This window comes from Micromonospora coerulea, from assembly GCF_016598485.1.
Classification (GTDB): domain Bacteria; phylum Actinomycetota; class Actinomycetes; order Mycobacteriales; family Micromonosporaceae; genus Micromonospora; species Micromonospora coerulea.
In genome coordinates, this window is sequence record NZ_JAEMUW010000028.1 from 1 (window position 1) to 25192 (window position 25192).

Annotated in this window: 30 protein-coding genes and 1 riboswitch; of the genes, 14 read left to right on the plus strand and 16 right to left on the minus strand. The window is 74.1% G+C overall.

Annotated features, from left to right (window positions below; genetic code table 11):
• Positions 1 to 67: 67 nt before the first annotated feature.
• The 4 genes from dusB to I8N68_RS27145 all read right to left on the minus strand — a co-directional run bounded on the left by dusB (position 68) and on the right by I8N68_RS27145 (position 3723).
• Complete coding sequence (gene dusB, locus I8N68_RS27130) at positions 68 to 1240, minus strand: tRNA dihydrouridine synthase DusB (protein ID WP_200215336.1); 1173 nt, start codon at positions 1238 to 1240, stop codon at positions 68 to 70.
• 63 nt (positions 1241 to 1303) lie between these two features.
• Positions 1304 to 2683: a glycine--tRNA ligase gene (locus tag I8N68_RS27135; RefSeq protein ID WP_200215337.1), complete on the minus strand. Its 1380-nt coding sequence runs from the start codon at positions 2681 to 2683 to the stop codon at positions 1304 to 1306.
• 112 nt (positions 2684 to 2795) lie between these two features.
• A complete protein-coding gene (locus I8N68_RS27140; protein WP_234040687.1) occupies positions 2796 to 3356 on the minus strand; it encodes an Rv0361 family membrane protein in 561 nt (186 codons plus the stop codon).
• A gap of 25 nt (positions 3357 to 3381) precedes the next feature.
• A complete protein-coding gene (locus tag I8N68_RS27145; RefSeq protein ID WP_200215338.1) occupies positions 3382 to 3723 on the minus strand; it encodes an antibiotic biosynthesis monooxygenase family protein in 342 nt (113 codons plus the stop codon).
• Between the two features lie 27 nt (positions 3724 to 3750).
• Here I8N68_RS27145 and I8N68_RS27150 point away from each other — a divergent pair, with 27 nt between their 5' ends.
• Genes I8N68_RS27150 through I8N68_RS27185 form a run of 8 tightly spaced genes read left to right on the plus strand, consistent with a single transcriptional unit; the run spans position 3751 to position 8194 of the window.
• The gene (locus I8N68_RS27150) at positions 3751 to 4008 is read left to right on the plus strand and encodes a DUF6703 family protein (protein ID WP_200215339.1); all 258 of its coding nucleotides are present in this window, start codon (positions 3751 to 3753) and stop codon (positions 4006 to 4008) included.
• Between the two features lie 54 nt (positions 4009 to 4062).
• Positions 4063 to 5007, plus strand: coding sequence for a metal ABC transporter substrate-binding protein (locus I8N68_RS27155; RefSeq protein WP_200215340.1), 945 nt, complete (start codon positions 4063 to 4065; stop codon positions 5005 to 5007).
• Complete coding sequence (locus tag I8N68_RS27160) at positions 5004 to 5765, plus strand: metal ABC transporter ATP-binding protein (protein ID WP_200215341.1); 762 nt, start codon at positions 5004 to 5006, stop codon at positions 5763 to 5765. The genes I8N68_RS27155 and I8N68_RS27160 overlap by 4 nt, the downstream gene beginning before the upstream one ends.
• Before the next feature lies 1 nt (position 5766).
• On the plus strand, positions 5767 to 6633 hold the full coding sequence (locus I8N68_RS27165; RefSeq protein ID WP_200215342.1) for a metal ABC transporter permease: 867 nt from the start codon (positions 5767 to 5769) through the stop codon (positions 6631 to 6633).
• Between the two features lie 43 nt (positions 6634 to 6676).
• Complete coding sequence (locus I8N68_RS27170) at positions 6677 to 6976, plus strand: ArsR/SmtB family transcription factor (RefSeq protein ID WP_200215343.1); 300 nt, start codon at positions 6677 to 6679, stop codon at positions 6974 to 6976.
• Positions 6973 to 7365 carry a Fur family transcriptional regulator gene (locus I8N68_RS27175; RefSeq protein WP_200215344.1) on the plus strand — a complete coding sequence of 131 codons (393 nt, stop codon included), beginning with the start codon at positions 6973 to 6975 and terminating at the stop codon, positions 7363 to 7365. Before I8N68_RS27170 ends, I8N68_RS27175 begins: the two co-directional genes overlap by 4 nt.
• Positions 7366 to 7411: 46 nt before the next feature.
• Positions 7412 to 8017 carry a hypothetical protein gene (locus I8N68_RS27180; protein WP_200215345.1) on the plus strand — a complete coding sequence of 202 codons (606 nt, stop codon included), beginning with the start codon at positions 7412 to 7414 and terminating at the stop codon, positions 8015 to 8017.
• Between the two features lie 9 nt (positions 8018 to 8026).
• Positions 8027 to 8194: a hypothetical protein gene (locus tag I8N68_RS27185; protein ID WP_200215346.1), complete on the plus strand. Its 168-nt coding sequence runs from the start codon at positions 8027 to 8029 to the stop codon at positions 8192 to 8194.
• 627 nt (positions 8195 to 8821) lie between these two features.
• On the opposite strand, the gene I8N68_RS27190 is transcribed toward I8N68_RS27185, so the two are convergent.
• The 5 genes from I8N68_RS27190 to I8N68_RS27210 all read right to left on the minus strand — a co-directional run bounded on the left by I8N68_RS27190 (position 8822) and on the right by I8N68_RS27210 (position 14006).
• The gene (locus I8N68_RS27190) at positions 8822 to 10771 is read right to left on the minus strand and encodes an acyl-CoA dehydrogenase family protein (RefSeq protein ID WP_200215407.1); all 1950 of its coding nucleotides are present in this window, start codon (positions 10769 to 10771) and stop codon (positions 8822 to 8824) included.
• A 261-nt stretch (positions 10772 to 11032) separates the two neighbouring features.
• Positions 11033 to 11536 (minus strand): DUF6328 family protein, encoded by a 504-nt coding sequence (locus I8N68_RS27195; RefSeq protein WP_200215347.1) that lies wholly within the window; start codon positions 11534 to 11536, stop codon positions 11033 to 11035.
• A gap of 90 nt (positions 11537 to 11626) precedes the next feature.
• Positions 11627 to 12376 carry a sugar isomerase domain-containing protein gene (locus I8N68_RS27200; RefSeq protein ID WP_200215348.1) on the minus strand — a complete coding sequence of 250 codons (750 nt, stop codon included), beginning with the start codon at positions 12374 to 12376 and terminating at the stop codon, positions 11627 to 11629.
• Positions 12373 to 13185, minus strand: a complete 813-nt coding sequence (locus I8N68_RS27205; RefSeq protein WP_307812995.1) for an AAC(3) family N-acetyltransferase — start codon at positions 13183 to 13185, stop codon at positions 12373 to 12375. The genes I8N68_RS27200 and I8N68_RS27205 overlap by 4 nt, the downstream gene beginning before the upstream one ends.
• Positions 13182 to 14006: an alpha/beta fold hydrolase gene (locus I8N68_RS27210; RefSeq protein ID WP_200215349.1), complete on the minus strand. Its 825-nt coding sequence runs from the start codon at positions 14004 to 14006 to the stop codon at positions 13182 to 13184. The genes I8N68_RS27205 and I8N68_RS27210 overlap by 4 nt, the downstream gene beginning before the upstream one ends.
• 85 nt (positions 14007 to 14091) lie before the next feature.
• Positions 14092 to 14197: riboswitch (TPP riboswitch) on the plus strand.
• 70 nt (positions 14198 to 14267) lie between these two features.
• Here I8N68_RS27210 and I8N68_RS27215 point away from each other — a divergent pair.
• The 3 genes from I8N68_RS27215 to I8N68_RS27225 all read left to right on the plus strand — a co-directional run bounded on the left by I8N68_RS27215 (position 14268) and on the right by I8N68_RS27225 (position 17230).
• Complete coding sequence (locus I8N68_RS27215) at positions 14268 to 14849, plus strand: ECF transporter S component (RefSeq protein WP_200215350.1); 582 nt, start codon at positions 14268 to 14270, stop codon at positions 14847 to 14849.
• A 109-nt stretch (positions 14850 to 14958) separates the two neighbouring features.
• Positions 14959 to 16374: an ABC transporter ATP-binding protein gene (locus I8N68_RS27220; RefSeq protein ID WP_200215351.1), complete on the plus strand. Its 1416-nt coding sequence runs from the start codon at positions 14959 to 14961 to the stop codon at positions 16372 to 16374.
• Between the two features lie 55 nt (positions 16375 to 16429).
• The gene (locus I8N68_RS27225; RefSeq protein ID WP_200215352.1) at positions 16430 to 17230 is read left to right on the plus strand and encodes an energy-coupling factor transporter transmembrane component T family protein; all 801 of its coding nucleotides are present in this window, start codon (positions 16430 to 16432) and stop codon (positions 17228 to 17230) included.
• Between the two features lie 91 nt (positions 17231 to 17321).
• Here I8N68_RS27225 and I8N68_RS27230 read toward each other — a convergent pair whose 3' ends face one another.
• Positions 17322 to 17591 carry a hypothetical protein gene (locus tag I8N68_RS27230; protein WP_200215353.1) on the minus strand — a complete coding sequence of 90 codons (270 nt, stop codon included), beginning with the start codon at positions 17589 to 17591 and terminating at the stop codon, positions 17322 to 17324.
• A gap of 277 nt (positions 17592 to 17868) precedes the next feature.
• Between I8N68_RS27230 and I8N68_RS27235 the strand changes: the two genes are divergently transcribed.
• Both I8N68_RS27235 and gnd read left to right on the plus strand, forming a co-directional pair.
• A complete protein-coding gene (locus I8N68_RS27235) occupies positions 17869 to 18165 on the plus strand; it encodes an MTH1187 family thiamine-binding protein (protein ID WP_200215354.1) in 297 nt (98 codons plus the stop codon).
• Between the two features lie 194 nt (positions 18166 to 18359).
• Positions 18360 to 19802 (plus strand): NADP-dependent phosphogluconate dehydrogenase, encoded by a 1443-nt coding sequence (gnd, locus tag I8N68_RS27240; protein WP_200215355.1) that lies wholly within the window; start codon positions 18360 to 18362, stop codon positions 19800 to 19802.
• Between the two features lie 85 nt (positions 19803 to 19887).
• Here the strand turns inward: gnd and I8N68_RS27245 are convergent, their stop codons facing one another.
• From I8N68_RS27245 to recO, 5 genes are all read right to left on the minus strand, one after another.
• Entirely contained in the window at positions 19888 to 20655 is a 768-nt protein-coding gene (locus I8N68_RS27245) for a pirin family protein (protein WP_200215356.1), read from the minus strand.
• Positions 20652 to 20873: a thioredoxin reductase gene (locus I8N68_RS27250; RefSeq protein WP_234040688.1), complete on the minus strand. Its 222-nt coding sequence runs from the start codon at positions 20871 to 20873 to the stop codon at positions 20652 to 20654. The genes I8N68_RS27245 and I8N68_RS27250 overlap by 4 nt, the downstream gene beginning before the upstream one ends.
• A 137-nt stretch (positions 20874 to 21010) precedes the next feature.
• A complete protein-coding gene (locus I8N68_RS27255; RefSeq protein ID WP_091664863.1) occupies positions 21011 to 21196 on the minus strand; it encodes a hypothetical protein in 186 nt (61 codons plus the stop codon).
• A 68-nt stretch (positions 21197 to 21264) separates the two neighbouring features.
• Positions 21265 to 22041, minus strand: a complete 777-nt coding sequence (locus tag I8N68_RS27260) for an isoprenyl transferase (protein WP_200215360.1) — start codon at positions 22039 to 22041, stop codon at positions 21265 to 21267.
• Positions 22042 to 22073: 32 nt separating this feature from the next.
• Positions 22074 to 22916 carry a DNA repair protein RecO gene (gene recO / locus I8N68_RS27265; RefSeq protein ID WP_200215362.1) on the minus strand — a complete coding sequence of 281 codons (843 nt, stop codon included), beginning with the start codon at positions 22914 to 22916 and terminating at the stop codon, positions 22074 to 22076.
• Between the two features lie 101 nt (positions 22917 to 23017).
• On the opposite strand from recO, the gene I8N68_RS27270 reads away from it, so the two are divergent.
• Positions 23018 to 23824 carry a DUF4097 family beta strand repeat-containing protein gene (locus I8N68_RS27270; protein ID WP_200215364.1) on the plus strand — a complete coding sequence of 269 codons (807 nt, stop codon included), beginning with the start codon at positions 23018 to 23020 and terminating at the stop codon, positions 23822 to 23824.
• On the opposite strand, the gene I8N68_RS27275 is transcribed toward I8N68_RS27270, so the two are convergent.
• Entirely contained in the window at positions 23805 to 25049 is a 1245-nt protein-coding gene (locus I8N68_RS27275; RefSeq protein ID WP_200215365.1) for an acyltransferase family protein, read from the minus strand. The genes I8N68_RS27270 and I8N68_RS27275 overlap by 20 nt on opposite strands.
• Positions 25050 to 25192: the final 143 nt, after the last annotated feature.

Here is a 25192-nt window from a genome sequence, read left to right on the forward strand (position 1 = left end):
GCCTCCTGACCCAACCGGAAGGGCCGGCCCCATACGGGGCCGGCCCTTTCGTCGTCTCGGTAGCCGATCAGCCGCCGGAGTCGTCCAGCTCGGCGCCGTCGGGCACGGTGTCGTCGTCCCGGCTGGCCAGCCAGCCGTCGGGCAGGAAGACCTTGCCCGGGGAGTTGGTCCGGCCGCGCGGCTGACCGAGGGTGGCCACCGGGAAGGGCTCGGCCGGGTCGAGCTTGCCGAGCAGGTCGTCGAGCTGGGCCAGGCTCTCGATCATGGCCAGGGAGCGACGGAGCTCGCTGCCGACCGGGAAGCCCTTGAGGTACCAGGCGACGTGCTTGCGGAAGTCGGTGCAGCCGTCCCGCTCCCCCCGCGCCGGGTTGCGCGCCCCGGCGACAAACTGGTCGACCAGCAGTTCGGCGTGCCGGCGCATGGTCAGCGCCACCTCGCCGAGGGTGGGCAGCCGCCGCTCCGGCCGGCCGTGGAACGCGGCCTCCAGGTCGGCGAAGAGCCACGGCCGGCCCAGGCAGCCTCGCCCGATCACCACGCCGTCCACGCCGGTGTGCGCGACCATCCGCAGCGCGTCGTCGGCCTCCCAGATGTCGCCGTTGCCCAGCACCGGCACGTCGAGCGCCTGCTTGAGGGTGGCGATCGCGTCCCAGTCGGCGGTGCCCGAGTAGCGCTGCGCCGCCGTACGCCCGTGCAGGGCCACCGCCGCGACGCCGGCGTCCTGGGCGGCGAGCCCGGCCTCGACGTACGTCAGGTGGTCGTCGTCGATGCCCTTGCGCATCTTCACCGTGACCGGCACCCCGGCCGGCGACGCGGCGTCCACCGCGGCCTTCACCAGCCGGGCGAAGAGCCGGCGCCGCCAGGGCAGCGCCGATCCGCCGCCGCGCCGGGTCACCTTCGGCACCGGGCAGCCGAAGTTCAGGTCGATGTGGTCGGCGAGGTCCCGCTCCACCACGATCCGCACGGCGGCGGCGGTGATCTCCGGGTCGGTGCCGTAGAGCTGGAGGCTGCGCGGCTGCTCGTCGGCGCCGAAGGCGATCATGCGCAGGGTCTTCGGGTTCCGTTCGACCAGCGCCCGGGTGGTGATCATCTCGCAGACGTAGATGCCGCCGCCCTGCTCGCGGCAGAGCCGGCGGAAGCCGACGTTGGTGATCCCGGCCATCGGCGCCAGCACCACCGGCGGCCACACCTCGTGCCGCCCGAGGGTCAACGGGCGCAGCGCGGGCAGGGTCGGGGCAGTCACCGGACAAGTGTACGGGGCCCTGACCGGCACTCCTCCCGCGCCGGTCAGGGCCCCGTCGGCGACTCAGCAGCCGGGCAGGCGCTCGATCAGGTAGCGCTCGACCTGGTCGAGCGCGACGCGCTCCTGCGCCATGGTGTCCCGGTTCCGCACGGTCACCGCGTTGTCGTCCAGGGTGTCGAAGTCGACCGTCACGCAGAACGGGGTGCCGATCTCGTCCTGCCGGCGGTAGCGGCGGCCGATCGCCTGCGAGTCGTCGAACTCGACCACCCAGCGCTTGCGCAGGTCGGCGGCGAGACCCTTGGCCTTCGGCGACAGCGCCTCGTTGCGGGACAGCGGCAGCACCGCGACCTTCACCGGGGCCAGCCGCGGGTCGAAGCGCATCACCGTCCGCTTGTCGACGCCGCCCTTGGTGTTCGGGGCCTCGTCCTCGTCGTACGCCTCGAGCAGGAAGGCGAGCACCGCGCGGGTCAGGCCGGCGGCCGGCTCGATCACGTACGGCATCCAGCGCTCGCCCTTGGTCTGGTCGAAGTACGACAGGTCGACGCCGGAGTGCTTGCTGTGCGTCGACAGGTCGAAGTCGGTCCGGTTGGCGATGCCCTCCAGCTCGGCGAACTCGGTGCCGCCGAACTGGAACCGGTACTCGATGTCGACGGTGCGCTTCGAGTAGTGGGAGAGCTTCTCCTTCGGGTGCTCGTAGAAGCGCAGGTTCTCCGCGGACAGGCCGAGGTCGAGGTACCAGTTCCAGCGCTCGGAGAGCCAGTACTCGTGCCACTGCTCGTCGGAGCCCGGCTCGACGAAGAACTCCATCTCCATCTGCTCGAACTCGCGCGTGCGGAAGATGAAGTTGCCCGGGGTGATCTCGTTGCGGAACGACTTGCCGGTCTGCGCGATGCCGAACGGCGGCTTCTTGCGGGCGACCGTCTCCACGTTCTTGTAGTTGACGAAGATGCCCTGGGCGGTCTCCGGGCGCAGGTAGTGCAGGCCCTCGTCGCTCTCCACCGGGCCCAGGTAGGTCTTCATCAGGCCGTTGAACATCTTCGGCTCGGTGAAGGTGCCCTTGTTGCCGCAGTTGGGGCAGTTCAGCTCCGACAGCGAGGTCAGCGGCTTGCCGTGCTTCTCGGCGTACGCCTCCTCCAGGTGGTCGGCGCGGAACCGCTTGTGGCAGAACTGGCACTCGGTCAGCGGGTCGACGAACTCGGCGATGTGGCCCGACGCCTCCCAGACCTTGCGGGCCAGGATGACCGCGGAATCCAGGCCGACCACGTCGTCGCGCTGCTGAACCATGTTCTTCCACCACTGCCGGCGGACGTTCTCCTTGAGCTCCACGCCGAGCGGACCGTAGTCCCACGCCGACCGGGTGCCCCCGTAGATCTCGCTGGAGGGGAAGACGAAGCCTCGGCGCTTGGCGAGGCTGACGACGGCGTCGATACGGTCGGCTGGCATGTTTCCTCCTACGCCGGCTGGCGGTCGGCGGGGGCGATATGGATGGAACGGTCAGTTCGGGACAACGGTACGACCACCGCAGGCCCGAGCCCAGCAGAATACCGGGGGCGGGTCAGCTCACCCCGCAGACCTCCATGCCGCCGGTCTGCGGATCCGCCGCCAGGGTCACCTGCTGGGCCTCCCGCCGCCCGCTGCCGAGGGTGACGTCCACCGGCACGGTGAGGGTCTGGGCGTCGACCTTGCCCACCCGGTAGCCGGAGATCGTCGGCTCGGCGGCCACCCGCTCCTCGAACTCCGGCCGGGACTCGCGCCGCTGGGCGTCGTCGCAGAGCGTGTCGTACGCCCGGGACCAGTCCTTCTCCACCAGGGCGTGGTAGTAGTCGTCGGTCACCGTCCGGCCCTGCTCCTCGATCGCCTGGACGTTGCTGACCGCGAGGCCGACGACGGCCGCACCGCCCCCGCCGCAGCAGAGCAGCACGGCGAGCGCCCCGACGCCGAGGCCGAGCCAGAGCCGGGTCCGGCCGCCCTCGGTGGGCGGGGCGGCGAAGGGCGGCGCCACCCCCGGGCCGGCCGGAACCCCGGGCTCGGCCGGCGAACCGGGCACCGGCGGCGCGCCACCGGCGCCGGGCCGCACGGGGTGAGGGGGCGGGGCTGCCGGTCCGGGAGCGGTCATACGCCAGAGGGTAGTGCCCCGAAGGTCAGCGGTAAGGACCCGCGGCCCGATCACTGGCGACGACGACGATCTCCCCGTCCGGCGCGGCACTGGCCAGCGTCTCGTACGCCGACGGCTCGTCGACCGACTCGGCGAGCAGGGGCACCGCCGCGATCTTGACGTCGAAGCCACCCAGCGCCCGCCGGTACGCCCCGACCGACTCCCACTCGGTGAGCAGGCACCAGTGCGTCGGGTCGTCCAGCGCGCGCAGTAGTTCTCCGCGCAGATAGCCGGGGCGGTTGGCGAGCGCCGTGAGGGCGGCGTGGGCCCGCTCGGTGAAGTCGGGCGCGACCTCGGCGTCGACCACGAACCGGTTGGTCACCAGCACCGGCGTCCTCCTCGTAGAGTCTGTGGGATGCAGCGTACGCAGAGCCCCCTGCTCGCCCGCCTGGCCCGGGTCAATCCGACGACAGTGTTCCTGGCCACGCTCGTCCTGGTGCTGGTGGCGCTCTTCGCGCCGGGCCCGGTGGGCGGCCTGCTGTTGCTGGTGCTGGCCGCGGTGCTGGTGTGGCTGATGGTCACCACCTGGCCGGTGCAGGCGGCGGCCACGCGGGTGATCCGGCTGGTGATGCTGACCCTGCTGATCGCGGTGGCCCTGGCCAAGCTGCTGTGACATGCAATCATGCGTTTTTGACAATCAATTTCGTTATCGCGGACAGTTGCTGACATGACCATCCGCTCCGCTCCGCGCGTCCTCGCCGCCGCCACCGCCGCGCTGCTCACCCTGGGCGGCCTCGCCGCCTGCTCCGACGACGCTCCGGCCGGCGCCGACCCGGACCGGGTCGACGTGGTGGCCGCCTTCTATCCGCTGCAGTTCCTCGCCCAGCGGATCGGCGGCGACGCGGTCCGGGTCACCAACCTGGCCAAGCCCGGCGCCGAGCCGCACGACCTGGAGCTCAACCCGCGCCAGGTCGGACAGGTCAGCGACGCGGAGCTGATCGTCTACCTCAAGGGTTTCCAGCCGGCGGTGGACGAGGCGGTCGACCAGAACGGCGGCGATCGGGGATTCGACGTGGCAGGCGTGCAGCCGCTACGCGACGCGGCGGCCGGCGGGCACGAGCACGAGGGCGAGGCCGGCCACGAGGAGGAGAAGACGGGCGGTAAGGACCCGCACGTCTGGCTCGACCCGACCCGGCTGGCCACCATCGGCGACCGGCTCGCCGAGCGGCTCGGCACGGCCGACCCGGACCGGGCCGCCGACTTCACCGCGCGGGCCAGGACGCTCCGGGCCGAGCTGGGGCAGCTCGACGCCGACTACGCGCAGGGGCTGAAGACCTGCCAGCGCCGGGAGATCGTGGTCAGCCACACCGCGTTCGGCTACCTCGCCGAGCGCTACCAGCTCGAACAGGTCGGCATCACCGGCCTCACCCCGGACACCGAGCCCGCCCCGCAGCGCCTCGCCGAGGTGGCACGGGAGGCCCGGGAGCACCGGGCCACCACCATCTTCTTCGAGACGCTGGTCAGCCCGAAGGTCGCCGAGACGGTGGCCCGCGAGGTCGGGGCGAAGACCGCCGTGCTCGACCCGATCGAGGGCGGCCCGGCCGGCGGCGACTACCTCTCGGCGATGCGCGCCAACCTCCAGACCCTGCGAACCGCGTTGGACTGCTCATGAACGCACCCGTGATCCAGGTCGACCACGCCGCCGTCGGCTACGACGGCCGCCCCGTGCTGCGGGACGTCTCGCTCACCGTCACCGCCGGGGAGGTGGTCGCCGTGCTCGGCGCCAACGGCTCCGGCAAGTCCACCCTGATCCGCGCGGTGCTCGGGCTGGTGCCGCTGGTGTCCGGGTCGGTCACCCTCTTCGGCACCCCGCAGCGCCGCTTCCGCCAGTGGCGCCGGATCGGGTACGTCCCGCAGCGCCTCGGCGCCGGCAGCGGCGTACCGGCCACGGTGGGCGAGGTGGTGGCCTCGGGGCGGCTGGCGCGCCGGGGCGTACTGCGGCCCGCCGGGCGCGCCGACCGCGAGGCGGTGGCCGCCGCGCTGCGGGCCGTCGGGCTCGCCGACCGGGCCGATGACCCGGTGGCCACCCTCTCCGGCGGCCAGCAGCAGCGCACCCTGATCGCCCGGGCCCTGGCCGGGGAACCCGAGCTGCTGGTCCTGGACGAGCCGACCGCGGGGGTCGACGCAGCCAGCCAGGAGGCGTTCGCCGAGGCGCTGCGCGGCTTCCTGGCCGGCGGCGGGACGGTGCTGCTGGTGGCCCACGAACTGGGCCCGCTGCGGTCGCTGATCAGCCGGGCGATCGTCGTGCACGAGGGAGGCATCTGCCACGACGGCGCGGTGCCGGAGCCGGCCGGGCACCACGCGGAGCCCGATCACGAGCACGTGCACCCGCACTGCGACGAGGAGCCCGCCGGGCTGTGGAGCATCTGACATGGACCTCTTCCAGTACGACTTCATGCTGCGCGCCCTGGTCGGCGCGCTGGTCATCGGGCTGGCCGCGCCGGCGCTCGGCATCTACCTGGTGCAGCGGCGGCTGGCGCTGATCGGCGACGGGATCGGGCACGTGGCGCTCACCGGCGTCGGCGCCGGGTTGCTGCTGAACCGCTCCCCGGTGCTGGTGGCGGTGATCGCGGCGACCCTGGGCGCGATCGTCATCGAGCTGGTCCGCTCCCGCGGCCGTACCTCCGGCGACCTGGCCCTGGCGCTGCTGTTCTACGGCGGCATCGCCGGCGGCGTGATGCTGGTCGGGCTCTCCGACGCCGGCAGCGCCTCGCTCAACTCGTACCTGTTCGGGTCGCTCACCACCACGTCGCCGGCCGACCTGACCACGATCCTGGTGCTCGGCGCGGCGATCCTGGTCCTGATGCTGGCGCTGCGCCCGGCGCTCTTCGCGGTCTGCCACGACGAGGAGTACGCCCGGGTGTCCGGGCTGCCGGTCCGGGCGCTCAACCTGCTGCTCGCGGTCACCACCGCGGTGACCGTGACGATCGCCATGCGGGCGGTCGGGGTGCTGCTGATCAGCGCGCTGATGGTGGTGCCGGTGGCCACCGCCCAGCAGGTCACCCGTGGGTTCCGCAGCACCATGGCGGCCGCCATGGTGCTCGGGCTCTTCGCCGCCGGGGCGGGCGTGTGGGTCGCCGCCACCGCCGACACCGCGCCGGGCGCCTCGGTGGTGCTGCTGGCCATCGCCTCGTTCCTGGTGGTCGCGCTGGCCGCCGCGGCCTGGCGGGCGCTGCGCCGACGTACCACTCCGGCGACCGTACCGGCCTACGAGCCGCACGAGGTGGTGCTCCGGTGAGCCGCCCCCGGCCGGTCCTGCTGGCATTGGTTACCGTTACGGGGTGACGGGCACAAACGGGTACGACGCCTTCGAGGGCGCGGGTGACCTGCTGCGTGCGCTGTCCGCGCCGATCCGGCTGGCGATCGTGACCGAGCTGGCGCAGGGCGAGCGGTGCGTGCACGAGCTGGTGGAGAAGCTGGGCGCCCCGCAGCCGCTGGTCTCCCAGCATCTGCGGGTGCTCCGCGGCGCCGGCGTGGTCCGCGGCTCCCGGCGCGGCCGGGAGATCGCGTACGCCCTGGTGGACGAGCACGTCGCGCACATCGCTGCGGACGCGGTCAGCCACGCCGGGGAGGGACCATGACCGAGGGGTCGCTGCGGAACACCCGGCAGCGCAGTGCGGTGAGCGCGCTGCTGGCCGAGGTGGACGGCTTCCACAGCGCGCAGGACCTGTACGCGATGCTGCGCCAGCGGGGCGAGCGGGTCGGCCTGACCACCGTCTACCGGACGCTGCAGGGGTTGGCCGACGCCGGCGAGATCGACGTGATGCGCCCGCCCGGCGGCGAGCACCTGTACCGGCGGTGCAGCGAGGGACACCACCACCACCTGGTCTGCCGGGCCTGCGGGCGGACGGTGGAGGTGGCCGGGCCGGCGGTGGAGAACTGGGCGGAACGGGTCGCGGCGCAGCACGGGTACGCCGAGGTCAGCCACACCCTGGAGATCTTCGGGACCTGCCCGGCCTGCGCCGGCTGAAAATCGCCCCGTGCCTCGACGGCCGGACCGTGGCACGCTGTCCGGCGTGAAGATCTACGCCGACCGTTTTCCGATCGCCCTCCGCCAACTCCTCACGGATCTGCTCGTGGTCGTCTGGGTCTACGCGGCGATCCGCTTCGCGCTCTGGCTGCACGACCTGGTGCAGAAGCTCGCCGTACCCGGACGGAAGCTGGAGGGGGCCGGCAGCGGCCTTGCCGACAACCTGGCCGACGCCGGCGGCAAGGTCGGCCGGGTGCCGCTGGTCGGCGACGAGCTGACCGCACCCTTCAACCGGGCGGCGGAAGCCGCCCGGTCGGTCGCCGAGGCGGGCCGCGACCAGCAGGAACTGGTCGGCCAGTTGGCCCTCGCGCTGAGCATCGCGGTGCTGGTCTTCCCGCTCGGCCTGGTGCTCTTCGGTTGGCTGCCGCTGCGGGTCCGCTGGATGCGCCGGGCCGGCGCGGCGAAGGCGCTCGCGACCCTCCCCGCCGGCCGGGACCTGCTGGCGCTGCGGGCCCTCGCCGGCCAGCCGATCGGTCGGTTGACCCGGATCGGGCCCGACGTGGCCGAGGCGTGGCGCCGCGGCGACGATGCCACCGTCGACGCGCTCGCCGCGCTGGAGCTGCGCAGACTCGGGCTCCGGGCCGGCCGCTAAGGTGGGGCGGTGCTGTACTTCCTGATCGTCGTCGCCGTGCTGCTGCTGGCGTACGCGGGCGTCCTGGTGAGCTTCGTCCGCCGGGGCCGCAAGATCCCACCGCAGGCGTACCTGGTGCTGGCCGGTCTCAACGGCGTCATCCTGGCCGCGGTGCTGGCCTGGGCCATCGCCCGCTGACCCCGGCCGTCCGGGTCTCCGCTCCCGCCTTCCGGCGCCCGACCTCCGGCGCTGCACGCCTCGCGCCCGACTCCCGGTACCGCAAACCTGCCCCGGGCGCTGCCCGCCGGCTGACGGGCTCCGGCGGCTGGCGGCCGACGGACTCCGGCGGTTGGCTGCTGGCAGCTCTGGCGGCTGGTAGCCCGATGGCTGGCGGCTGCCGGCTGGCGGCTGGCGGGCTGGCGGCTCCCACGGCTCCCACGGCATATTCCGGCTGAGCGATATACCTGGTAGTCATATTTATGCCTCTCCGGCATATCGCTCGGTGCGGTATCACTCGGGCCAGCACGAGCCGGCGGCGCTCGGTACCGGCCTCTCGGCGAGCAGTAGGCAGCAGCCGGCGGCGGGAAGCAGTAAGGGGTAGCGGGTAGCGGCCGGCGACGGGGAGCAGCGGGCGGCGCCGGGGACCAGTAGGCAGCGGGCCGCGGTGGCGGGCGGCGCGGACGGCGGCGGGCGGCGCGGACGGCGGCGGGCGGCGGGGCCGGTGGCTCGTCGGGGCAGGCGGCGGCGGACGGCCCACGGCGGGACACGCCCGCCGCGGGCCGGTGCCAGCTGTCGCCGGGAGTCCGGCGGATCAGCGCGCCGAGATCAGTGCGCCGGCGGGATGCGGCGGCGGACGTCCGGCTCAGTGGACGGGCCGGGGGTCCAGCGGGCCACCCACGGAGCGTCCGCCGGCGGGGTGGCCACGCCCTCCTCGACGGCGGCGTACCGGCCGGCGAGGATCCGCTTCGCCGCCGCCACGTCGACCGAGTCGGTGTTGGACCAGAGCCCGGTGAACAGCTCCTCCACCCGCAGCCGGGCCTGCCGGCAGAACAGGTCGGCCAGCTCCACGTTCTCCGGGCGGGTGTCCCGCTCGGCGTACGCCCGGACGCAGACCGCGGACATCGCGAACAATTCCGCGCCGATGTCCACCACACGACCCAGGAACGCCTGCTTGCGCTCCATCTTGCCCTGCCAGCGGGACATCGCGTAGAACGTCGACCGGGCCAGCTTGCGCGAGGTCCGCTCGACGTGCCGCAGGTGCCCGGCGAGCGGGCCGAACTCGGCGTACGCCCCGGGGGCCTGGCCCTTGCCGACGGCAAGGGTGGGCAGCCACCGCGCGTAGAAGGCGCCGGCTCGCACCCCGGCCTTCGCCTTGCGGCCGAGCCCGGCGTCCGGGTCGATGATGTCGCCGGCCACCGAGAGGTGCGCGTCGACGGCCTCGCGGGCGATCAGCAGGTGCATGATCTCGGTGGAGCCCTCGAAGATCCGGTTGATGCGCAGGTCGCGCAGGATCTGCTCGGCCGCGGCGGGGCGCTCGCCCCGGGCGGCGAGGGAGTCGGCGGTCTCGTAGCCCCGGCCGCCCCGAATCTGGATCAGCTCGTCGACGATCTTCCAGGCCATCTCGCTGGCGTAGAGCTTGACCAGCGCCGCCTCGATCCGGATGTCGTTGCGGTCGTCGTCGGCGAGCAGGCAGCAGAGGTCGAGCATGCTCTCCATGCCGTACGTGGTGGCGGCGATGAAGGCGAGCTTCTTCGCGACCGCCTCGTGCTCGCCGACCGGCCGGCCCCACTGGACCCGGTCGGCGGCCCACTCGCGGGCCACGTTGAGCGACCACTTGCCCGCCCCGACGCACATGGCCGGCAGCGACAGCCGTCCGGTGTTCAGCGTGGTCAGGGCGATCTTCAGCCCCTTGCCCTCGCCGCCGATCACGTTCGCCTTCGGCACGAAGACGTCGTGGAACCGGGTCAGGCTGTTCTCCAGGCCGCGCAGGCCGACGAAGGCGTTGCGGCGTTCGACGGTGATGCCGTCGCTGTCGCCCTCCACCACGAAGGCCGTGATCCCGCCGCGCCGACCCTCGGCCGCCGGCACCCGGGCCATCACCACCAGCAGGGTGGCGACGGTGCCGTTGGTGGCCCAGAGCTTCACGCCGTTGAGCCGGTAGCCCGTGCCGTCGGGGGTGGGCTCGGCGGTGGTGGCCAGCCGGGCCGGGTCGGAGCCGACGTCCGGCTCGGTGAGCAGGAACGCGGAGACCTCCCCGCCCGCGAGCCGGGGCAGGAACCGTTGCTTCTGCTCGGCGGTGCCGAACATCTTGAGCGGCTGCGGCACGCCGATCGACTGGTGGGCGGAGAGCAGCGCCCCGATGGCCGGGCTGATCGAGCCGGCCCGCATCAGCGCCCGGCAGTAGTGCAGGTTGCTCAGCCCCAGCCCGCCGTACTTCCGGTCGATCTTCATGCCGAAGGCGCCGAGCCGGGCCAGGCCGTGGAAGACCTCGTCCGGGATGGACGCGTCGCGCTCGATGGCCGCGCCGTCCACCTCGGAGTCCAGGTACGCCCCGAACGCGCCGAGGAACTCCTCGGCCCGCGCGACGTCGTCCGGGTCGGATCGGGGCCAGGGATTGATCAGGTCGAGCCGGAACCGGCCGAGGAACAGCTCCTTGCCGAAGCTGGGCCGGTCCCAGGCCGATTCCCGGGCCGCCTCGGCGACCTGGCGCGCCTCCTTCTCCGAGACCTGCCCCGCCTCGGCGACCAGCGGCGCCGCGCCACCCGCCTCGCCGATCGCGGCCGCCGTACCGGCCGCCTCGCCGGCAGCCGCGGCGGGCCCGGTGTCGGGGTCGTCGATCGGCGCCTCCCGGCCGGTGGGGCCGCCCGCTCCGGCGGCGCCCGTTCCGTCGGGTCGGCTGTTCTGTGTCGTGGTCACGGCTGCCCCCTCGAACCTCGGTCCGGCTGCGTCAACGTGCGCGACGGATACGACGCTACCCCCGGGTGTTACCCAGGGGTAGCCTTCTTCGCACGTCCGATTTGGCGGGACGCCAGTGGGTCAGTCGCCGGTCAGCACCCGCGGGTCGTCGTCATCGTCGTCGATCTCGTCCTCGCCCCAGTTGCGCCGGACGAACGGCAGGATCACCCAGAACACGAGGAACCAGAGCGCGGTCAGCGCGGTGAGCACGATGGCCATCGCCCGGCTGAGCACGAAGTCGGTGATCAACAGCACGGCGCTGACCATCGAGATCAGCATGAAGGCCAGACCGCCGCTGGCCATCCGGTGGGCGAACCGGACCAGCTCCGGCTTGCGCCCCTGCCGGAACAACGCCCGGTGGAAGGCGACCGGCGAGATGATCATCGCGGTGGCGGCGGCCGCCGACAGCAGCGCCACGATGTAGACGTCCTTCTGGAACTCCGTGGTCCGGGTGAAACCGTTGCTGAAGGGCAGGGTGAGCAGGAAGGCGAAGAGGATCTGCACTCCCGTCTGCGCCACCCGCAGCTCCTGGAGCAGATCGGCGAAGTTGCGCTGCCAGCGCTGCTTCTCGGTTTCCTTCGACACGCGGCTACCTCCGGATGAGACGCTACTGCCGGCGGGCAGCGCCCGTCGGCAGCAACGCCAGTGCCCGAGGTGGGTGAGCGCGAAACCGCCTCACGCCCCCCGGCGGATCCGGCCGGCGTACCGGGCCTCCAGCTCGGCGTTGTGCTCGTCGCCGCCGGCGATGTTGGCCGACAGGTAGACCGGGGGCCGCTCCCCCGCCGCCAGCAGCCGGGCCACCACCTCCGCCACGATCTGCTGGGCCAGCAGCGCGGCGGTGATCGAGGAGACCGCGCCGACCGCGCCGCCGCCGGGCAGCGGCAGGGTGGCGTCGCCGTACGGGGCACCGTTGTCGAGCACCACGTCGGCGAAGTCGGCGAGCTTGCGCCCGGACGGGTGGCGGGAGGTCATCCGCCCCGAATGTTCCGCCGAGGTGATCGCCACCAGGCCGTGCCCGTGCTCCTTGGCCAGGGCGGCGAACTCGACCATCGCCCCGTTCACGCCCGAGTTGGAGGCGAGCACGAAGACGTCCTGCGGGCGTACCGGGGCCAGCTCGTAGAGGCGGTGCGCCACCGCCGGCTCGCGTTCCAGCTTCGGGCCGAGGACGTCGACCGGCGCGCCGCCGTGCAGCACCAGGTCGCGCAGCGCGATCCGGTTGGTCGGCACCAGCCCGCCGGCCCGCCCGGCGATCTCCATCGCGAGGGCCTCGGAGTGCCCGGTGCCGAACGCGTGGATTACCCCGTCGGCGCGCAACGACCCGGCGATCAGGTCCGCGGCCCGCCCCACCACCTCGCGCTGGGTGGCGGCCACCCGGCCGATCGCCTCGGTCACCACCGCCAGGTACGCCTCGGCGCTCACCGTCATGCTTCCTCCGTCCGTCGGTTACGGGCCAGCCAGTCCACCGCGAAGTCGACCGCCGCCCGCTGCCTCATCAACCGGCCCGTGCCGTCGCCGACCGGCCCCTGCCGCACCGCGCCGGTGGCCTCGAGGTCGTCGCCGAGCCGGGCCAGGTCGGTCTCGTCCAGGTCCACGTCGTCCCACCACACCCAGTCCCGGCCGCCGTCACCGGTCAGCACGGCCGCGCCGCAGCGCTGCCGGGGCGGCGCCGGCTGCCGGTACTCGGCCAGGTGCAGCGAGGTGTTCGAGCCGTGGTCGATGCCGAGCAGCAGCACGTCGGCGTCGAGGTCGTACAGCCGGGCCAGCGGAGAGGTCTCGCCCAGCATGTCGGTCAGGGCATGGTCGGCGACGACGCGGTCGGCGGCCGGGCCGAGCGCGGCGAAGGAGAGCTGCGGGTGGTCGCTGCGCCGCGCCCCGGGCCAGGTGCGCACCTGCTCGGCCAGCGCGCCCATGAACCGGCTCGGCGTCCGCGCCGGGTCGAAGCCGGGCAGCTCCGCCCGGATCACCGGCCACCAGTCCGCCGGCACCGGCGGGTTGTTCCAGCCGGCCGGGTCGCTGTTCTCCGGGGTGTGGGTGGGCACGACGACCGTCCCGTCCGGCCCGAGCACGTCGCGCAGGGCCAGCACCACCGCCTCCGGGCCGCCGCAGAGGAAGCCCAACGGGCGCAGCGCCGCGTGCACCAGGACCACCCCGCCGGGGCGTACGCCGAGGTCGCGGAGCTGCGCGGCGAGCGACGCGCGGGTGTGTGGCCGGGGCGTCGCGGGCGTCGCGATCACCCGCCGACCCAGGCCAGGATGGCCTCGGCCAGCGGGGCGGGTGCCTCGTCGGGGATCCAATGGGTGACGCCGGGGAGCGCGACGAAGCGGTACTCGCCGCTGACGTGGGCCGCGCACGCCTCGGCGGCGGGCCGGCCGATCGCGACGTCCTTCTCGCTCCAGACGAAGGTGGTCGGCACGCCGACCGGGCCGACGGCCTTCATGTCGCCCCCCGACATCGCCCGGTACCAGTTCAGCGCGGCGGTCAGCGCGCCCGGCTCGCGCATCGGGTCGGCGTAGCGGGCCACCCGCGCCGCGTCGCCCACCCCACCGAGCAGCTTGCGCAGCGCGGCGGCGTTGAGGGCGAGCAGCACCTTCTCGGCCTTGCCGGGCTTGCGGAACAGCGCGATGTAGGACGACCGGGCCTTCTGCCGGGGGTCGGTGGCGAGCGCGTGCCCCATCGCGGCCGGGTGCGGCACCGAGACCGCGGTGAGGGTGCGCACCCGCTCCGGGTGCGCGGCGGCCAGACCCCACGCCACGATCGACCCCCAGTCGTGCCCCACCACGTGGGCGGACGCCACCCCCAGCGCGTCGAGCACGCCGGCCGCGTCGGCCACCAGCTCCGGGATCCGGTACGCCTCGACCGCCGCCGGCCGCGCGCCGGGCGAGTATCCCCGCTGGTCCAGCGCGTACGTGCGCAGCCCGGCGGCGTGCAGCGCGGGCACCACGTCGTCCCACTCGCCGGCGTGCTGAGGGAACCCGTGCAGCAGCAGGACGGGCACGCCGTCCGCCGGACCGCCGGTGCGTACCTCGAACGTCAGACCTCGCGCGTCGACCCGCATGATCGTCACCCTACCCAGCCGCCGGGACGGCGACCGCCTGCTGGGCCGGGGGCCCGGGTGGTGCTAGCGTCTGCCGAGACAACTTCACATCCGACAGGGGAGCGCACAGCGCTGAGAGTGCGGGCACCGCCCGCAGACCCTCGAACCTGATCTGGGTAATGCCAGCGCAGGGAGTTCGGTCGACCTCCAGCCGCGCCGCCGTCCGGTGACACCGGGCGCGGCGTGCGTCTTCTCCTGGTTCGCACTGGACTGGGAGCAACCATGGACAACACCGCCAACCGGTGGCGCACCATCGACATCGTCATCGCCTCCGTGCTCGGGGTGGCCTTCGGCGTCATCTTCTGGGCCTGGGGCCTGCTGTGGAACGGGCCGGCGGACGCCATCCCGCTGCCCGGCCGGGCCGTCCTGTACGGCGTCTGGCTGGTGCCGGCCGTGCTTGGCGCGCTGATCATCCGCAAGCCCGGCGCCGCGTTCTTCACGCTCACCTTCGCCGCCCTGGTCTCCGTGGCGCTCGGCAGCAGCTGGGGCTGGACGCTGGTGGTGCAGGGCCCGCTGGAGGCGGCGGCGGCGGAACTCGCCTTCGCGGCGTTCGGGTACCGCAACTTCCGGCTGCCGGTGGCGCTGCTGGCCGGCACGCTCGCCGGCCTCGCCGCGTCGATCTACGACGTCTTCATCTGGTACCCGGGCACCGCGTGGGGCAGCTTCCGGCTCCCCTACATCCTGATCACCGCCGTCAGCTCCCTGCTCGTGGCCGGCCTCGGCAGCGTCGCCCTCACCCGCGCCCTCGCGGGCACCGGCGTTCTCGACCGCTTCCCCGCCGGCCGCGAACGCGCCACCGTCTGACCGCCACCGCGCACCCGGATTCCGCGTTGATCATGAAGGTGTTGTCGTCCGGCGCGGCGTGCCGCGACAACAACTTCATGATCGATGAACCGGGAGGGGGTGAGGGCCGGTGGGTGCCGTGACGCTGCGGGGGTTCGGGTGGCGGCACGCCGGGCGGAAAGCCTGGGCGGTGCGGGGGGTGGACCTGCGCGTCGAGGCCGGCGAGCGGGTGCTGCTGCTCGGGGCCTCCGGGGCGGGGAAGAGCACCCTGCTGGCGGCGCTGGCCGGGCTGCTGCCCGGGGACTCCGGCGAGCAGGAGGGCACCGTCGAGATCGACGGGCTCGACCCGCGCAAGGCCCGGGAACGGGTCGGCATCGTCTTCCAGGACCCCGAGACCCAGCTGGTGATGGCGCGTTGCGGCGACGACGTCGCGTTCGGGCTGGAGAACCGCGGCGTACCGGCCGACGAGATCTGGCCCCGGGTGGACGAGGCGCTGCACCGGGTCGGGTTCCCGTACCACCGGGACCGCCCCACCGCCGCGCTCTCCGGCGGCGAGCAGCAGCGCCTCGCCCTGGCCGGGGCGCTGGCCCTGCGGCCGGCGCTGCTGCTGCTCGACGAGCCCACCGCCAACCTCGACCCGGCCGGCGCGACGCTGGTCCGGCAAGCCGTCGCGGGCGCCCTGGACGCCGACACCACGCTGATCCTGGTCGAGCACCGGGTCGCCGAGGCGCTGCCGCTGGTCGACCGGGTGGTCGTCCTCGAACCGGGCGGCGGCGTGCGCGCGGACGGCCCGCCCGCCGCGGTCTTCGCCGCGCACGGCGACGCCCTCGCCGCGGACGGGGTCTGGGTGCCGGGCCGCACCGTGCCGCCCCGGCACGCGACCGCGCCGGCCGGCGACCTGCTGCTCACCGCCGACCGGCTCGGCCTGCCACCCCGGTCGGCCCCCACGGACCTGTCCGTACGCGCCGGCGAGGCGCTCGCCGTCCTCGGCCCGAACGGCGCCGGCAAGTCCACCCTCGCCCTGCTCCTCGGCGGGCTGCTCCGCCCCGGCACCGGCACGGTCACCGCCAGCACCATCCTGGCCGGCCGGGACTCGGGCACTCCCCCGCACCGCTGGCGGGCGCCCGCCCTGGCCCGCCGGATCGGCTCGGTCTTTCAGGACCCGGAACACCAGTTCGTCACCGGCACCGTCTTCGACGAGCTGGCCCTCGGTCCGCGCCGGACGGGCCAGTCGGAGGCGGCGGTCAAGACCACCGTGGACGCGCTGCTCGACCGGCTCCGGCTGGCGAAGCTGGCCGGCGCGAACCCGTACACCCTCTCCGGGGGCGAGGCGCGGCGGCTGAGCGTGGCGACCGCCCTGGCCACCGCGCCCCGCCTGCTGATCTGCGACGAACCCACCTTCGGCCAGGACCGGCGGACCTGGCGGGAGCTGGTCGACCTCTTCGCCGAGGTGCGCGACGCCGGCCACGGCGTCGTCACGGTCACCCACGACCCGGACTTCGTCGCCGCGCTCGCCGACCGCACGCTCAGCCTGGAGCGCCCGTGACCGCCAGCGCCGCACCCCGGACCGGCACCGACCACACCGGCACCCGGGAGCGCCCGTGATCGTGGTGGAGCCGGTCGCGGCGTCCGGCGCCCCGCTGGCCCGGCGCAACCCGGTGGCGAAGCTGGTCGCCGCGTTGGTCTTCTCGCTCGCCCTGATCGCCACCCTCGACCCGGTGGCGCCGGCGCTGGCGATCGCGGTCGAGCTGGCCGTGCTGCCACTGTTCGGCATCCGGTACCGGGTGCTGGCCCGGCGGGCCTGGCCGCTGCTGGCCAGCGCCGCCGGCATCCTGATCACCCTGGTGCTCTTCGCCGCCGACCGGTCCGGTCGGGTGCTGGTCGAGGCCGGGCCGGTGCTGGTCACCTCCGGGGTGCTGCTCACCGCCCTGGGCCTGGTGCTCCGGACGATCGCAGTGGCGCTGCCCGGCGTGATCGTCTTCGCCACCACCGACCCGACCGACCTGGCCGACGCGCTGATCCAGAACGCCAGGGCACCGGCCCGCTTCGCCATCGGCGCGCTGGCCGCGTTCCGGCTGGTCCCGCTGCTCGGTCAGGAGTGGCAGATGATCAGCATGGCCCGCCGGGCCCGGGGCGTGGACGCCGGCCGGAACCCGCTGGCCAAGCTGCGGCTCTTCGTCTCGACCGCGTTCGCGCTGCTGGTCGGCGCGATCCGCCGAGGCACCCGGTTGGCGGTGGCGATGGACGCCCGCGGCTTCGACGCGGGCACCCCCCGGACCACCGCCCGCCGGCAGCGCTTCACCACCGCCGATGCGCTGCTGATCGCGGGGGCCGCGGTGCTGGGCGGCGGCGCGCTGGCGGCCAGCATCCTGCTGGGCACCTTCCGCCCGCTGATCGGCTGAGACCCCGGCCCGATCGAGGGCTCTGTCGAACAGACCCCCGCCTTCGGGTGCGGTTGTCGTCGCGCCAGCGACGACAACCGCACCGGTCTGGTCAGCTCCGGCGGAAGGCGTACCGGCGGGTCTGGCCCGCGCGCTGGGAACGGCCGGCGAACCGCGGGTCGCGGCCCGGCGGCGGGCCGGCCTTCGGCGGCGGCGGGGTCTCGACCACCGGGAGCACCGGCGGGGCGACCGGGGCGACCCCGAGGGTGTCGAGGTCGGGCGGGCCCGGCTCGAGGGTGTCGAGGTCGGGCGGGGCCGCCGCCACGGTGGACGGCCGCGCCGTGGGCTTACGGGACTTCTTGGGACTGCGCTTGGCGGGCATACGCTGCCTCCTTCGGCCGGGGACCGGCTGCTGGGGACCGGCCGCGGCACCGCGATCCGGTCGGACGAGCACCGAAACGGGTCCGCTCGGGCGACGGGTCCGGCCAGGAAGGGGCGCCGCGGTTGCGGCGGCGGGAGAAGGCGGACACCCGGGAGCGGACAGGCCCGCGGCCGGAGGCGGCGGACCAGGCTCTTCGCTGGGGCGTCAGTTACGCATGCCCGCACGCTAACCGACCGGTGGGCCGACCCGCACCCGATTTACTGGCACGATCGGCGACATGCTGATCGCGTTCTCGATCACCCCGCTCGGCGTGGGTGAGTCCGTCGGCGACCTGGTCGCCGACGCCGTCCGGGTGGTCCGGGAGTCCGGACTGCCCAACCGGACCGACGCCATGTTCACCACGGTGGAGGGCGAGTGGGACGAGGTGATGGCGGTGGTGAAGGCGGCCGTCGACACCGTCGCCGCCCGCGCGCCCCGGGTCAGCCTGGTGCTCAAGGCCGACCTGCGACCCGGGGTCACCGACGCGATGACCGCGAAGGTCGCCCACGTCGAGGCCCGCCTCGCCGAGGGCTGACCGCCCGGTGGCCCAGCCGCGCCGCCGCCCCGCCGGACCCGGGCGCCGACCGGATCGGTCAGCGCCCGCGCGACGCGCGGCCCGCCACCACGACGTGCGGTAGCCCGCTCACCCGGCGTCGACGACCCGGCCCGGCCCGCCCCCGACCGCGATACGGTCGCAGGACGGGCAGCCGACGAGAGGTGGCGGTACGGATGGCACAGCAGGCGACGGCGCAGATCGGCGTGACCGGGCTGGCGGTGATGGGCCGCAACCTGGCCCGGAACCTGGCCCGCAACGGCTTCACCGTGGCGGTGCACAACCGCTCGCCGGAGCGCACCCGCAGCCTGATGGCCGAGCACGGCGACGAGGGCGCGTTCGTGCCGTCCGAGTCCGTCGCCGACTTCGTCGCCTCGCTGGAGCGGCCCCGCGCGGTGATCGTCATGGTGAAGGCGGGCGCGCCCACCGACGCGGTGATCGACGAGCTGGTGCCGCTGCTCGAGGCCGGCGACATCGTCGTCGACTGCGGCAACGCCCACTTCGCCGACACCCGCCGCCGGGAGGAGGCGCTGCGCGGACACGGCCTGCACTTCGTCGGCACCGGCGTCTCCGGCGGCGAGGAGGGCGCGCTGCGCGGCCCGAGCATCATGCCGGGGGGCTCGGCCGAGTCCTATCAGAAGCTCGGCCCGATGTTCGAGAAGATCGCCGCGCAGGTCGAGGGCACCCCGTGCTGCCGGCACATCGGCCCGGACGGCGCCGGCCACTTCGTCAAGATGGTCCACAACGGCATCGAGTACGCCGACATGCAGCTCATCGCCGAGGCGTACGACCTGTTGCGGGCCGGGCTGTCGGCGGGCCCGGCGGAGATCGCGGAGATCTTCCGGGAGTGGAACGGCGGCGAACTGGAGTCGTTCCTCATCGAGATCACCGCCGACGTGCTGGCACACACCGACGCGGCCACCGGCAAGCCGTTCGTGGACGTGGTGCTCGACCAGGCCGAGCAGAAGGGCACCGGTCGCTGGACCGTGCAGAGCGCCCTCGACCTGGGCATCCCGATCACCGGCATCGCCGAGGCGACCTTCGCCCGGTCGCTGTCCGGCCACGCCGACCAGCGCGAGGCCGCCCGCCGCGCCTTCGCCGACGCGGGCGAGAAGTGGCAGGTCGACGACCGGGAGACGTTCGTCGAGGACGTCCGGCGCGCGCTGCTGGCCAGCAAGATCGTCGCGTACGCGCAGGGCTTCGACCACATCCGGGCGGGCAGCCGGGAGTACGACTGGGACATCGACCTGGGTGGTACCGCCACCATCTGGCGGGGCGGCTGCATCATCCGGGCCCGCTTCCTGGACCGGATCCGGGAGGCGTACGACGCCGAGCCGGACCTGTCGACGCTGCTGGTGGCGCCGTGGTTCGCCGACCGGGTGCGCGACGGGGTGCCCGGCTGGCGGCGGGTGGTGGCCGACGCGGCTCGGGCCGGCGTACCCACCCCGGGGTTCTCCTCGTCGCTGGCCTACTTCGACGCGCTGCGTGCGGAGCGGCTGCCGGCCGCGCTGATCCAGGGCCTGCGGGACAACTTCGGCGCGCACACCTACCACCGGGTCGACCGTCAGGGCACCTTCCACACCGTCTGGGCCGGCGACCGCTCCGAAGTGGAGGCGTGAGGCGGCTCAGTCCGCCAGCAGGCCGGCCGGGCGCGCGCCCAGGCCGGTGGCGCGCAGAGCGCGGCCACCCCCGGTGCCGGCGTCCTCAGGCGAGGGTGGCGTGCATCTCCCAGACCAGGATCTCGGCCGGCTCGGCGGCGGCCACCCGTTGGCCACCGGTCATCGTGATCCGGGCCGCGTCGCCCTCGCCGAGCCGGCCGGTGCCCTCCAGGGTGACCGCGCCGGTCGGCACGTACAGGTGCAGGAACGGCGCGTCGGGCAGGGTCACCTCGTCACCGGGGGCGAGCCGGGCGGCGTGCAGGGCGGCGTACCGGTTGCGGATCCGGATGGCCGAGGCGCCGTCGTGCCGGTCCATCCCGGAGGCGACCGGGACGAGGCCGCCGCGGAGCAGCTCGTCGCCGATCTCCAGCTGCTCGTACCCGGGGTCCACCCCCTCCTCATCGGGCAGCACCCACATCTGGACGAAGTGCACCGGGTCGGTGTGCGGGGTGGTGCCGGACAGCCGCCAGGAGTCGTTCTTCTCCGAGTGCAGGATGCCGGTGCCGGCGCTCATCCGCTGAGCCAGGCCGGGGTAGATGACGCCGGAGTGGCCGGTGGAGTCCTGGTGCACCAGCGAGCCGCGCAGCACCCAGGTGACGATCTCCATGTCCCGGTGCGGATGCGTCTCGAAGCCGGTGCCCGGGTGCACCACGTCGTCGTTGTTGACCAGCAGCAACCCGTGGTGGATGTTCGCCGGGTCGTAGTGCCGGGAGAACGAGAAGGAGTGTTTCGAGTCGAGCCAGGACAGCTTGGTGGCGAACCGGTCGGCGGCCCGGCGGACGTCCACCGCCGGCGTCGGTGCGACGGCGGTCACCAGGCACGCTGCCCGGTCTCGGTGGGCGCCCAGGTCAGCGCCGGCTCGCCGGTGGCCAGCTCGGCGATCTCGCCGGAGCGCACGCTCGGCGTGTGCCCGAACTCGGCGCAGTGCTGCTCGGCGATCTCCGCGCAGATCCCGGCGACCTGCTCACAGATCGGGCTGCCGAGGTCGGCCGCGTTCAACGCCATGATCATCTTGTACCGGAGATCCCGCATCCCCACCCCCGTGTCGGAACGGCGCTCCCTGCGCCGATCGTACGCGCGGGCGCCCCGCACGCCGGCCGGAAAGCCGGATGCGGGGCGCGGTCCGCGGCCCGGTCCGCGCCGCGACGCTGCGGCGCCGACCGTCGACGTCAGAAGAACCGACGACGCTTGGCCTTCTGCGGCCGCAGCATGTCCGCGCCCTTGGTGAGCAGCCGGCTCACCCCGGTCGGCCCGCGCCGGGCCTCGAGAGAGTGGCTGAGCCGCCGGGCACCGGCCGCCGCCAGCGGCACGGCGACCGCCATGACCGCCCACTGGGCAATCCGCTTCTGAATCATGTGGGTTCACCTCCGCGATTGGCTGTTGTCCGGATTGGTACCCAGCCCGCCGCGTCGGTAAGCGTGCCTCAGCGCCCCGGCGCGACCGGGTTGGGCAGCGCGCCGCCGAACCGGCGGTCCCGCTGTGCGTACAACTCGCAGGCGTACCAGAGGTGACGGCGGTCGAAGTCCGGCCAGAGCGTGTCCAGGAAGACCAGCTCGGCGTACGCGCTCTGCCAGAGCAGGAAGTTGGAGGTGCGCTGCTCGCCGGAGGGGCGCAGGAAGAGGTCCACCTCGGGGACCTCCGGGTGGTAGAGGTACTTCCCGATGGTCTTCTCGGTGACCTTGCCCGGGTCGAGCCGGCCGGCGGCCACGTCGCGGGCGATCGCGGCGGCGGCGTCGGCGATCTCCGCCTGGCCGCCGTAGTTGACGCAGAACTGGAGGGTCAGCGTCGAGTTGCCACGGGACATCTCCTCGGCGGTCTGCAGCTCGGAGATGACGCTCTTCCACAGCCGGCCGGCCCGGCCCGACCAGACCACCCGGACGCCGAGGTCGACCAGCTGGTCCCGGCGGCGCCGGATGACGTCCCGGTTGAAGCCCATCAGGAAGCGGACCTCGTCCGGCGAGCGCCGCCAGTTCTCGGTGGAGAAGGCGTACGCCGACAGGTAGGGGATGCCCAGCTCGATCGCGCCCTCGATGGTGTCGAAGAGGCTGTGCTCGCCCTGTTCGTGACCCTTGGTGCGGGGCAGGCCGCGCTCCTTGGCCCATCGGCCGTTGCCGTCCATCACCACCGCGACGTGCTTCGGCACCGCGTCGGCGGGCAGCGCCGGGGGCCGGGCACCCGACGGGTGCGGAGTCGGTGGCATCGGCGCGCGCCGGCCAGCCCTGGTCGATCGGATCACTCGGTCTTCTCCCTGTTCACACCGTCCGCGCGCGGGCCGCCGCCGACCGGCGGCGGGACCGCGGTGGTCGCCGGGGCACCCCGGTCGACCAGCGGCAGCGAGCGTAGCGCGCGCTCCAGGTGCCACTGCAGGTGCGCCGCGACCAGGCCACTGCACTCCCGGCGTACGGCGGCCTCGGTGGCGTCGGCGAGCACCCAGTCGCCGGTGGTCAGCGCGGACATCAGGTCGACGGTGGCCGGCGCGGGGTGGGCCGCGCCGGGTGGCCGGCAGTCCGGGCAGACCGCGCCCCCGGCCGGTACGGAGAACGCCCGGTGCCGCCCCGGCGTGCCGCAGACCGCGCAGGCGGTCAGGGCCGGCGCCCAGCCCGCGAGGGCCATCCCGCGCAGCAGGTACGCGTCGAGCACCAGCGTGGTGGCGTGCTCGCCGCGCGCGAGCGACTTCATCGCGCCGAGGGTGAGCTGGAACAGCCGCAGCGACGGCTCTCGCTCGACCGGGGTGAGCCGCTCGGCGGTCTCCGCGATCGCGCTGGCCGCCGTGTAGCGGGGGTAGTCGCCGAGGAACCGCTTGCCGTACAGGTCGATCCCCTCGACCTGGCTGACGCTGTGCAGCGAGCTGCCGTGCTCGCCCTTCGGGTCGCCGGCCAGTTGCAGGTCGACGTGGCCGAACGGCTCCAGCCGGGCGCCGAACTTGCTGGTGGTGCGCCGGATCCCCCGGGCCACCGCGCGCAGCCGGCCGTGCCGCCGGGTGAGCAGGGTGATGATCCGGTCGGACTCGCCGAGCTTCTGCACGCGCAGCACCACCGCGTCGTCGCGGTAGAGCTGTCGGCGGTACCCGGCCATCCGGTCATTCTCCTCGGGGTGGGATCTCAGGGTCGGTTCGGGGTGGCGGGGCGGAGGAACCCGGATGTGCGCCGGCCCGCCCCGGTCGTAGCGTGCTGGCCATGGCTCTGCACCGGACCACCGCCACCACCGGACCCGTCTGGCGGACGGGGGCCGCCGCCGCCGCGGCCACCGCCCTCATCCTGCTCGCCGGGTGTGACACCCTGTCGTTCCGCCGGCTCGACTACGACAACACCGAGGCGGTGAAGATCAACACGGTCACCGTACTGCCGGGCGCCGGCGACGTGACCGTGCGCGGCTCCGGCACGGCGGCCGAGGTACGGATCAAGCGTACGGTGCGCTACCAGGGCGGCCAGCCGGAGGCACGGTACGAGGTCAAGGGCGACGAACTGGTGCTGAAGACGGACTGCGGCAGCCGGTGCAGCGTCTCGTACGAGGTGACGGCCCCGCAGGGCGTGACCGTGCGGGGCGAGACCGGCTCCGGCAACATCGAGCTGATTCGGGTCGGGACGGTGGACATCCGGCTCGGCTCCGGCGACGTCACGGTCTCCCGGGCGACCGGCGACGTCGGCGCGGAGACCGGCTCCGGCAACATCGAGGTGACCGACGTGACCGGTAAGGCCACCCTGCGGGCCGCCTCCGGCGACGTCCGGGCCCGCCGGCTGACCGGCCAGGTGGACGCGGAAACCAGCTCGGGCAACGTCACCGTCGAGCTGGACGAGCCGGCGTCGGCCCGCGTCCACGCCGGCAGCGGCGACGTCACGCTGCTGGTGCCCGCGGCGCGCTACCGGGTCCGGTCGCACACCGGCTCCGGCGACGCCAACCTCGCCGTGCCCGACGACCCCGCCGCGACGCTGGTGATCGATGTGAGCACCGGCAGCGGCAACGTCAGGGTCGCTCAGCGCTGAGCTCGACGGTCGCGACCTGCTCGACGCCGTTCCCGGCGGGCCCGCCCGGCCTGGTTGAACCGGCCGGGCGACGCGGGGCCGGCAGCCGGCCCGCCGCCCCGGCGGGCCGCGCCGAGCCGACGCCCGCCCCGACCGGCTCGCGGCCGATCCGGCTCGGCCCTCCGGCGGCGCCGGCCGGCGCCGGGCTGGCGGGGGCCGCCGCTGCCCGGGCGGCCACGGTCCGGGGCCGGCCGCCGGGCAGCAGCTCCGGCCCGCGCCGGGCGGCCACGTCCTCGACCCAGCCGACCAGCACGGTGACCAGGCCCACCAGGGCGAAGACCAGCACCACCCGGATCGCCAGGCCGACCGGGTCCCGGTGGGACCAGCCGACCACGTCCACCAGCGGGGTGAGCGCCACCACGAACGGCATGTGCCAGAGGTAGATGGTGAGCGCCCGCCGGTTCAGCAGGGTGATCACCCGGCCGGGGAGGGCGGCACGGTCCGCCCGCGCGGCTCGCGCCGGCGCGCAGCCGATCGCCACCAGGATGAACGCCGCCGACCAGAGGGCGTTGCCGAGGTGGATGTCGTTGAGGTCGTAGCCGCGCGGGCCGGGATGGGTGCGGATCCAGGCCAGCCCGGCGGCGCCGAGGACGAGCGCGGCCGGCGTCAGGACCCGGGCGCCCAGCCGGCGCAGCCGGCCGTCGTGGTGGGCGAAACCGAGCAGCCAGGCGCCGAAGTAGAGGCCGAACTCGCGCAGCACGGTCGGCGCGTCCGGCAGGACGCCGAACTCGATCGCCCCGAGCAGGGCGTACGGGGCCAGGAGGGTGGGCAGCGGGGCCCGGCGGAACAGCCACAGGGCCAGCGGCGAGGCGAGCACGAACCACAGGTAGTCCCGGAGGTACCAGATCACGCTCAACGCCAGCGCTCCCCAGCCGTTGGCCGGCGGGTCACTGACCGGGAAGAGCCAGAGCAGCACCTTCGGGGTCAGCGGCAGCCCGGTGAGCAGCATCGCCGGCACGAACACCGCCGCGAGGACCCAGAGCGAGGGCAGCAGGCGACGCAGCCGGCGCAGGACGGCGGTCGGGCCGCTCCGGTCCAGCGAGGCGGCCAGCAGCGAGCCGGCGAGCGCGAACATCACCGACATCGCGGGAAAGATCAGGGTGAGCGTCGCCCAACCGGTGACGTGGTAGACGACGACGCGGACGATGGCCAGGGAGCGGAGCAGGTCGAGGTATCGATTTCGCATCAGCCTGCATCTATGTCGGGGGCGGGGGCAACCGTCCCCTACCCTCCGACCCGTCGTCAGGAAACGGCGGGCGGGCGGGGCGAAAAGTGAGACTTGCCATACACCCGACCGATCCGGACCATTCCCGCCGATACGCGCGGCCG

Coding starts and splice junctions, on each gene's coding strand:
- I8N68_RS27135 (WP_200215337.1), bottom strand. CDS start 2,683: ATGCCAGCCGACCGTATCGACGCCGTCGTCAGCCTCGCCAAGCGCCGA.
- I8N68_RS27140 (WP_234040687.1), bottom strand. CDS start 3,356: ATGACCGCTCCCGGACCGGCAGCCCCGCCCCCTCACCCCGTGCGGCCC.
- I8N68_RS27150 (WP_200215339.1), top strand. CDS start 3,751: ATGCAGCGTACGCAGAGCCCCCTGCTCGCCCGCCTGGCCCGGGTCAAT.
- I8N68_RS27155 (WP_200215340.1), top strand. CDS start 4,063: ATGACCATCCGCTCCGCTCCGCGCGTCCTCGCCGCCGCCACCGCCGCG.
- I8N68_RS27160 (WP_200215341.1), top strand. CDS start 5,004: ATGAACGCACCCGTGATCCAGGTCGACCACGCCGCCGTCGGCTACGAC.
- I8N68_RS27165 (WP_200215342.1), top strand. CDS start 5,767: ATGGACCTCTTCCAGTACGACTTCATGCTGCGCGCCCTGGTCGGCGCG.
- I8N68_RS27175 (WP_200215344.1), top strand. CDS start 6,973: ATGACCGAGGGGTCGCTGCGGAACACCCGGCAGCGCAGTGCGGTGAGC.
- I8N68_RS27200 (WP_200215348.1), bottom strand. CDS start 12,376: ATGACGGTGAGCGCCGAGGCGTACCTGGCGGTGGTGACCGAGGCGATC.
- I8N68_RS27210 (WP_200215349.1), bottom strand. CDS start 14,006: ATGCGGGTCGACGCGCGAGGTCTGACGTTCGAGGTACGCACCGGCGGT.
- I8N68_RS27215 (WP_200215350.1), top strand. CDS start 14,268: ATGGACAACACCGCCAACCGGTGGCGCACCATCGACATCGTCATCGCC.
- I8N68_RS27230 (WP_200215353.1), bottom strand. CDS start 17,591: ATGCCCGCCAAGCGCAGTCCCAAGAAGTCCCGTAAGCCCACGGCGCGG.
- I8N68_RS27235 (WP_200215354.1), top strand. CDS start 17,869: ATGCTGATCGCGTTCTCGATCACCCCGCTCGGCGTGGGTGAGTCCGTC.
- gnd (WP_200215355.1), top strand. CDS start 18,360: ATGGCACAGCAGGCGACGGCGCAGATCGGCGTGACCGGGCTGGCGGTG.
- I8N68_RS27250 (WP_234040688.1), bottom strand. CDS start 20,873: ATGCGGGATCTCCGGTACAAGATGATCATGGCGTTGAACGCGGCCGAC.
- I8N68_RS27255 (WP_091664863.1), bottom strand. CDS start 21,196: ATGATTCAGAAGCGGATTGCCCAGTGGGCGGTCATGGCGGTCGCCGTG.
- I8N68_RS27260 (WP_200215360.1), bottom strand. CDS start 22,041: ATGCCACCGACTCCGCACCCGTCGGGTGCCCGGCCCCCGGCGCTGCCC.
- recO (WP_200215362.1), bottom strand. CDS start 22,916: ATGGCCGGGTACCGCCGACAGCTCTACCGCGACGACGCGGTGGTGCTG.
- I8N68_RS27270 (WP_200215364.1), top strand. CDS start 23,018: ATGGCTCTGCACCGGACCACCGCCACCACCGGACCCGTCTGGCGGACG.
- I8N68_RS27275 (WP_200215365.1), bottom strand. CDS start 25,049: ATGCGAAATCGATACCTCGACCTGCTCCGCTCCCTGGCCATCGTCCGC.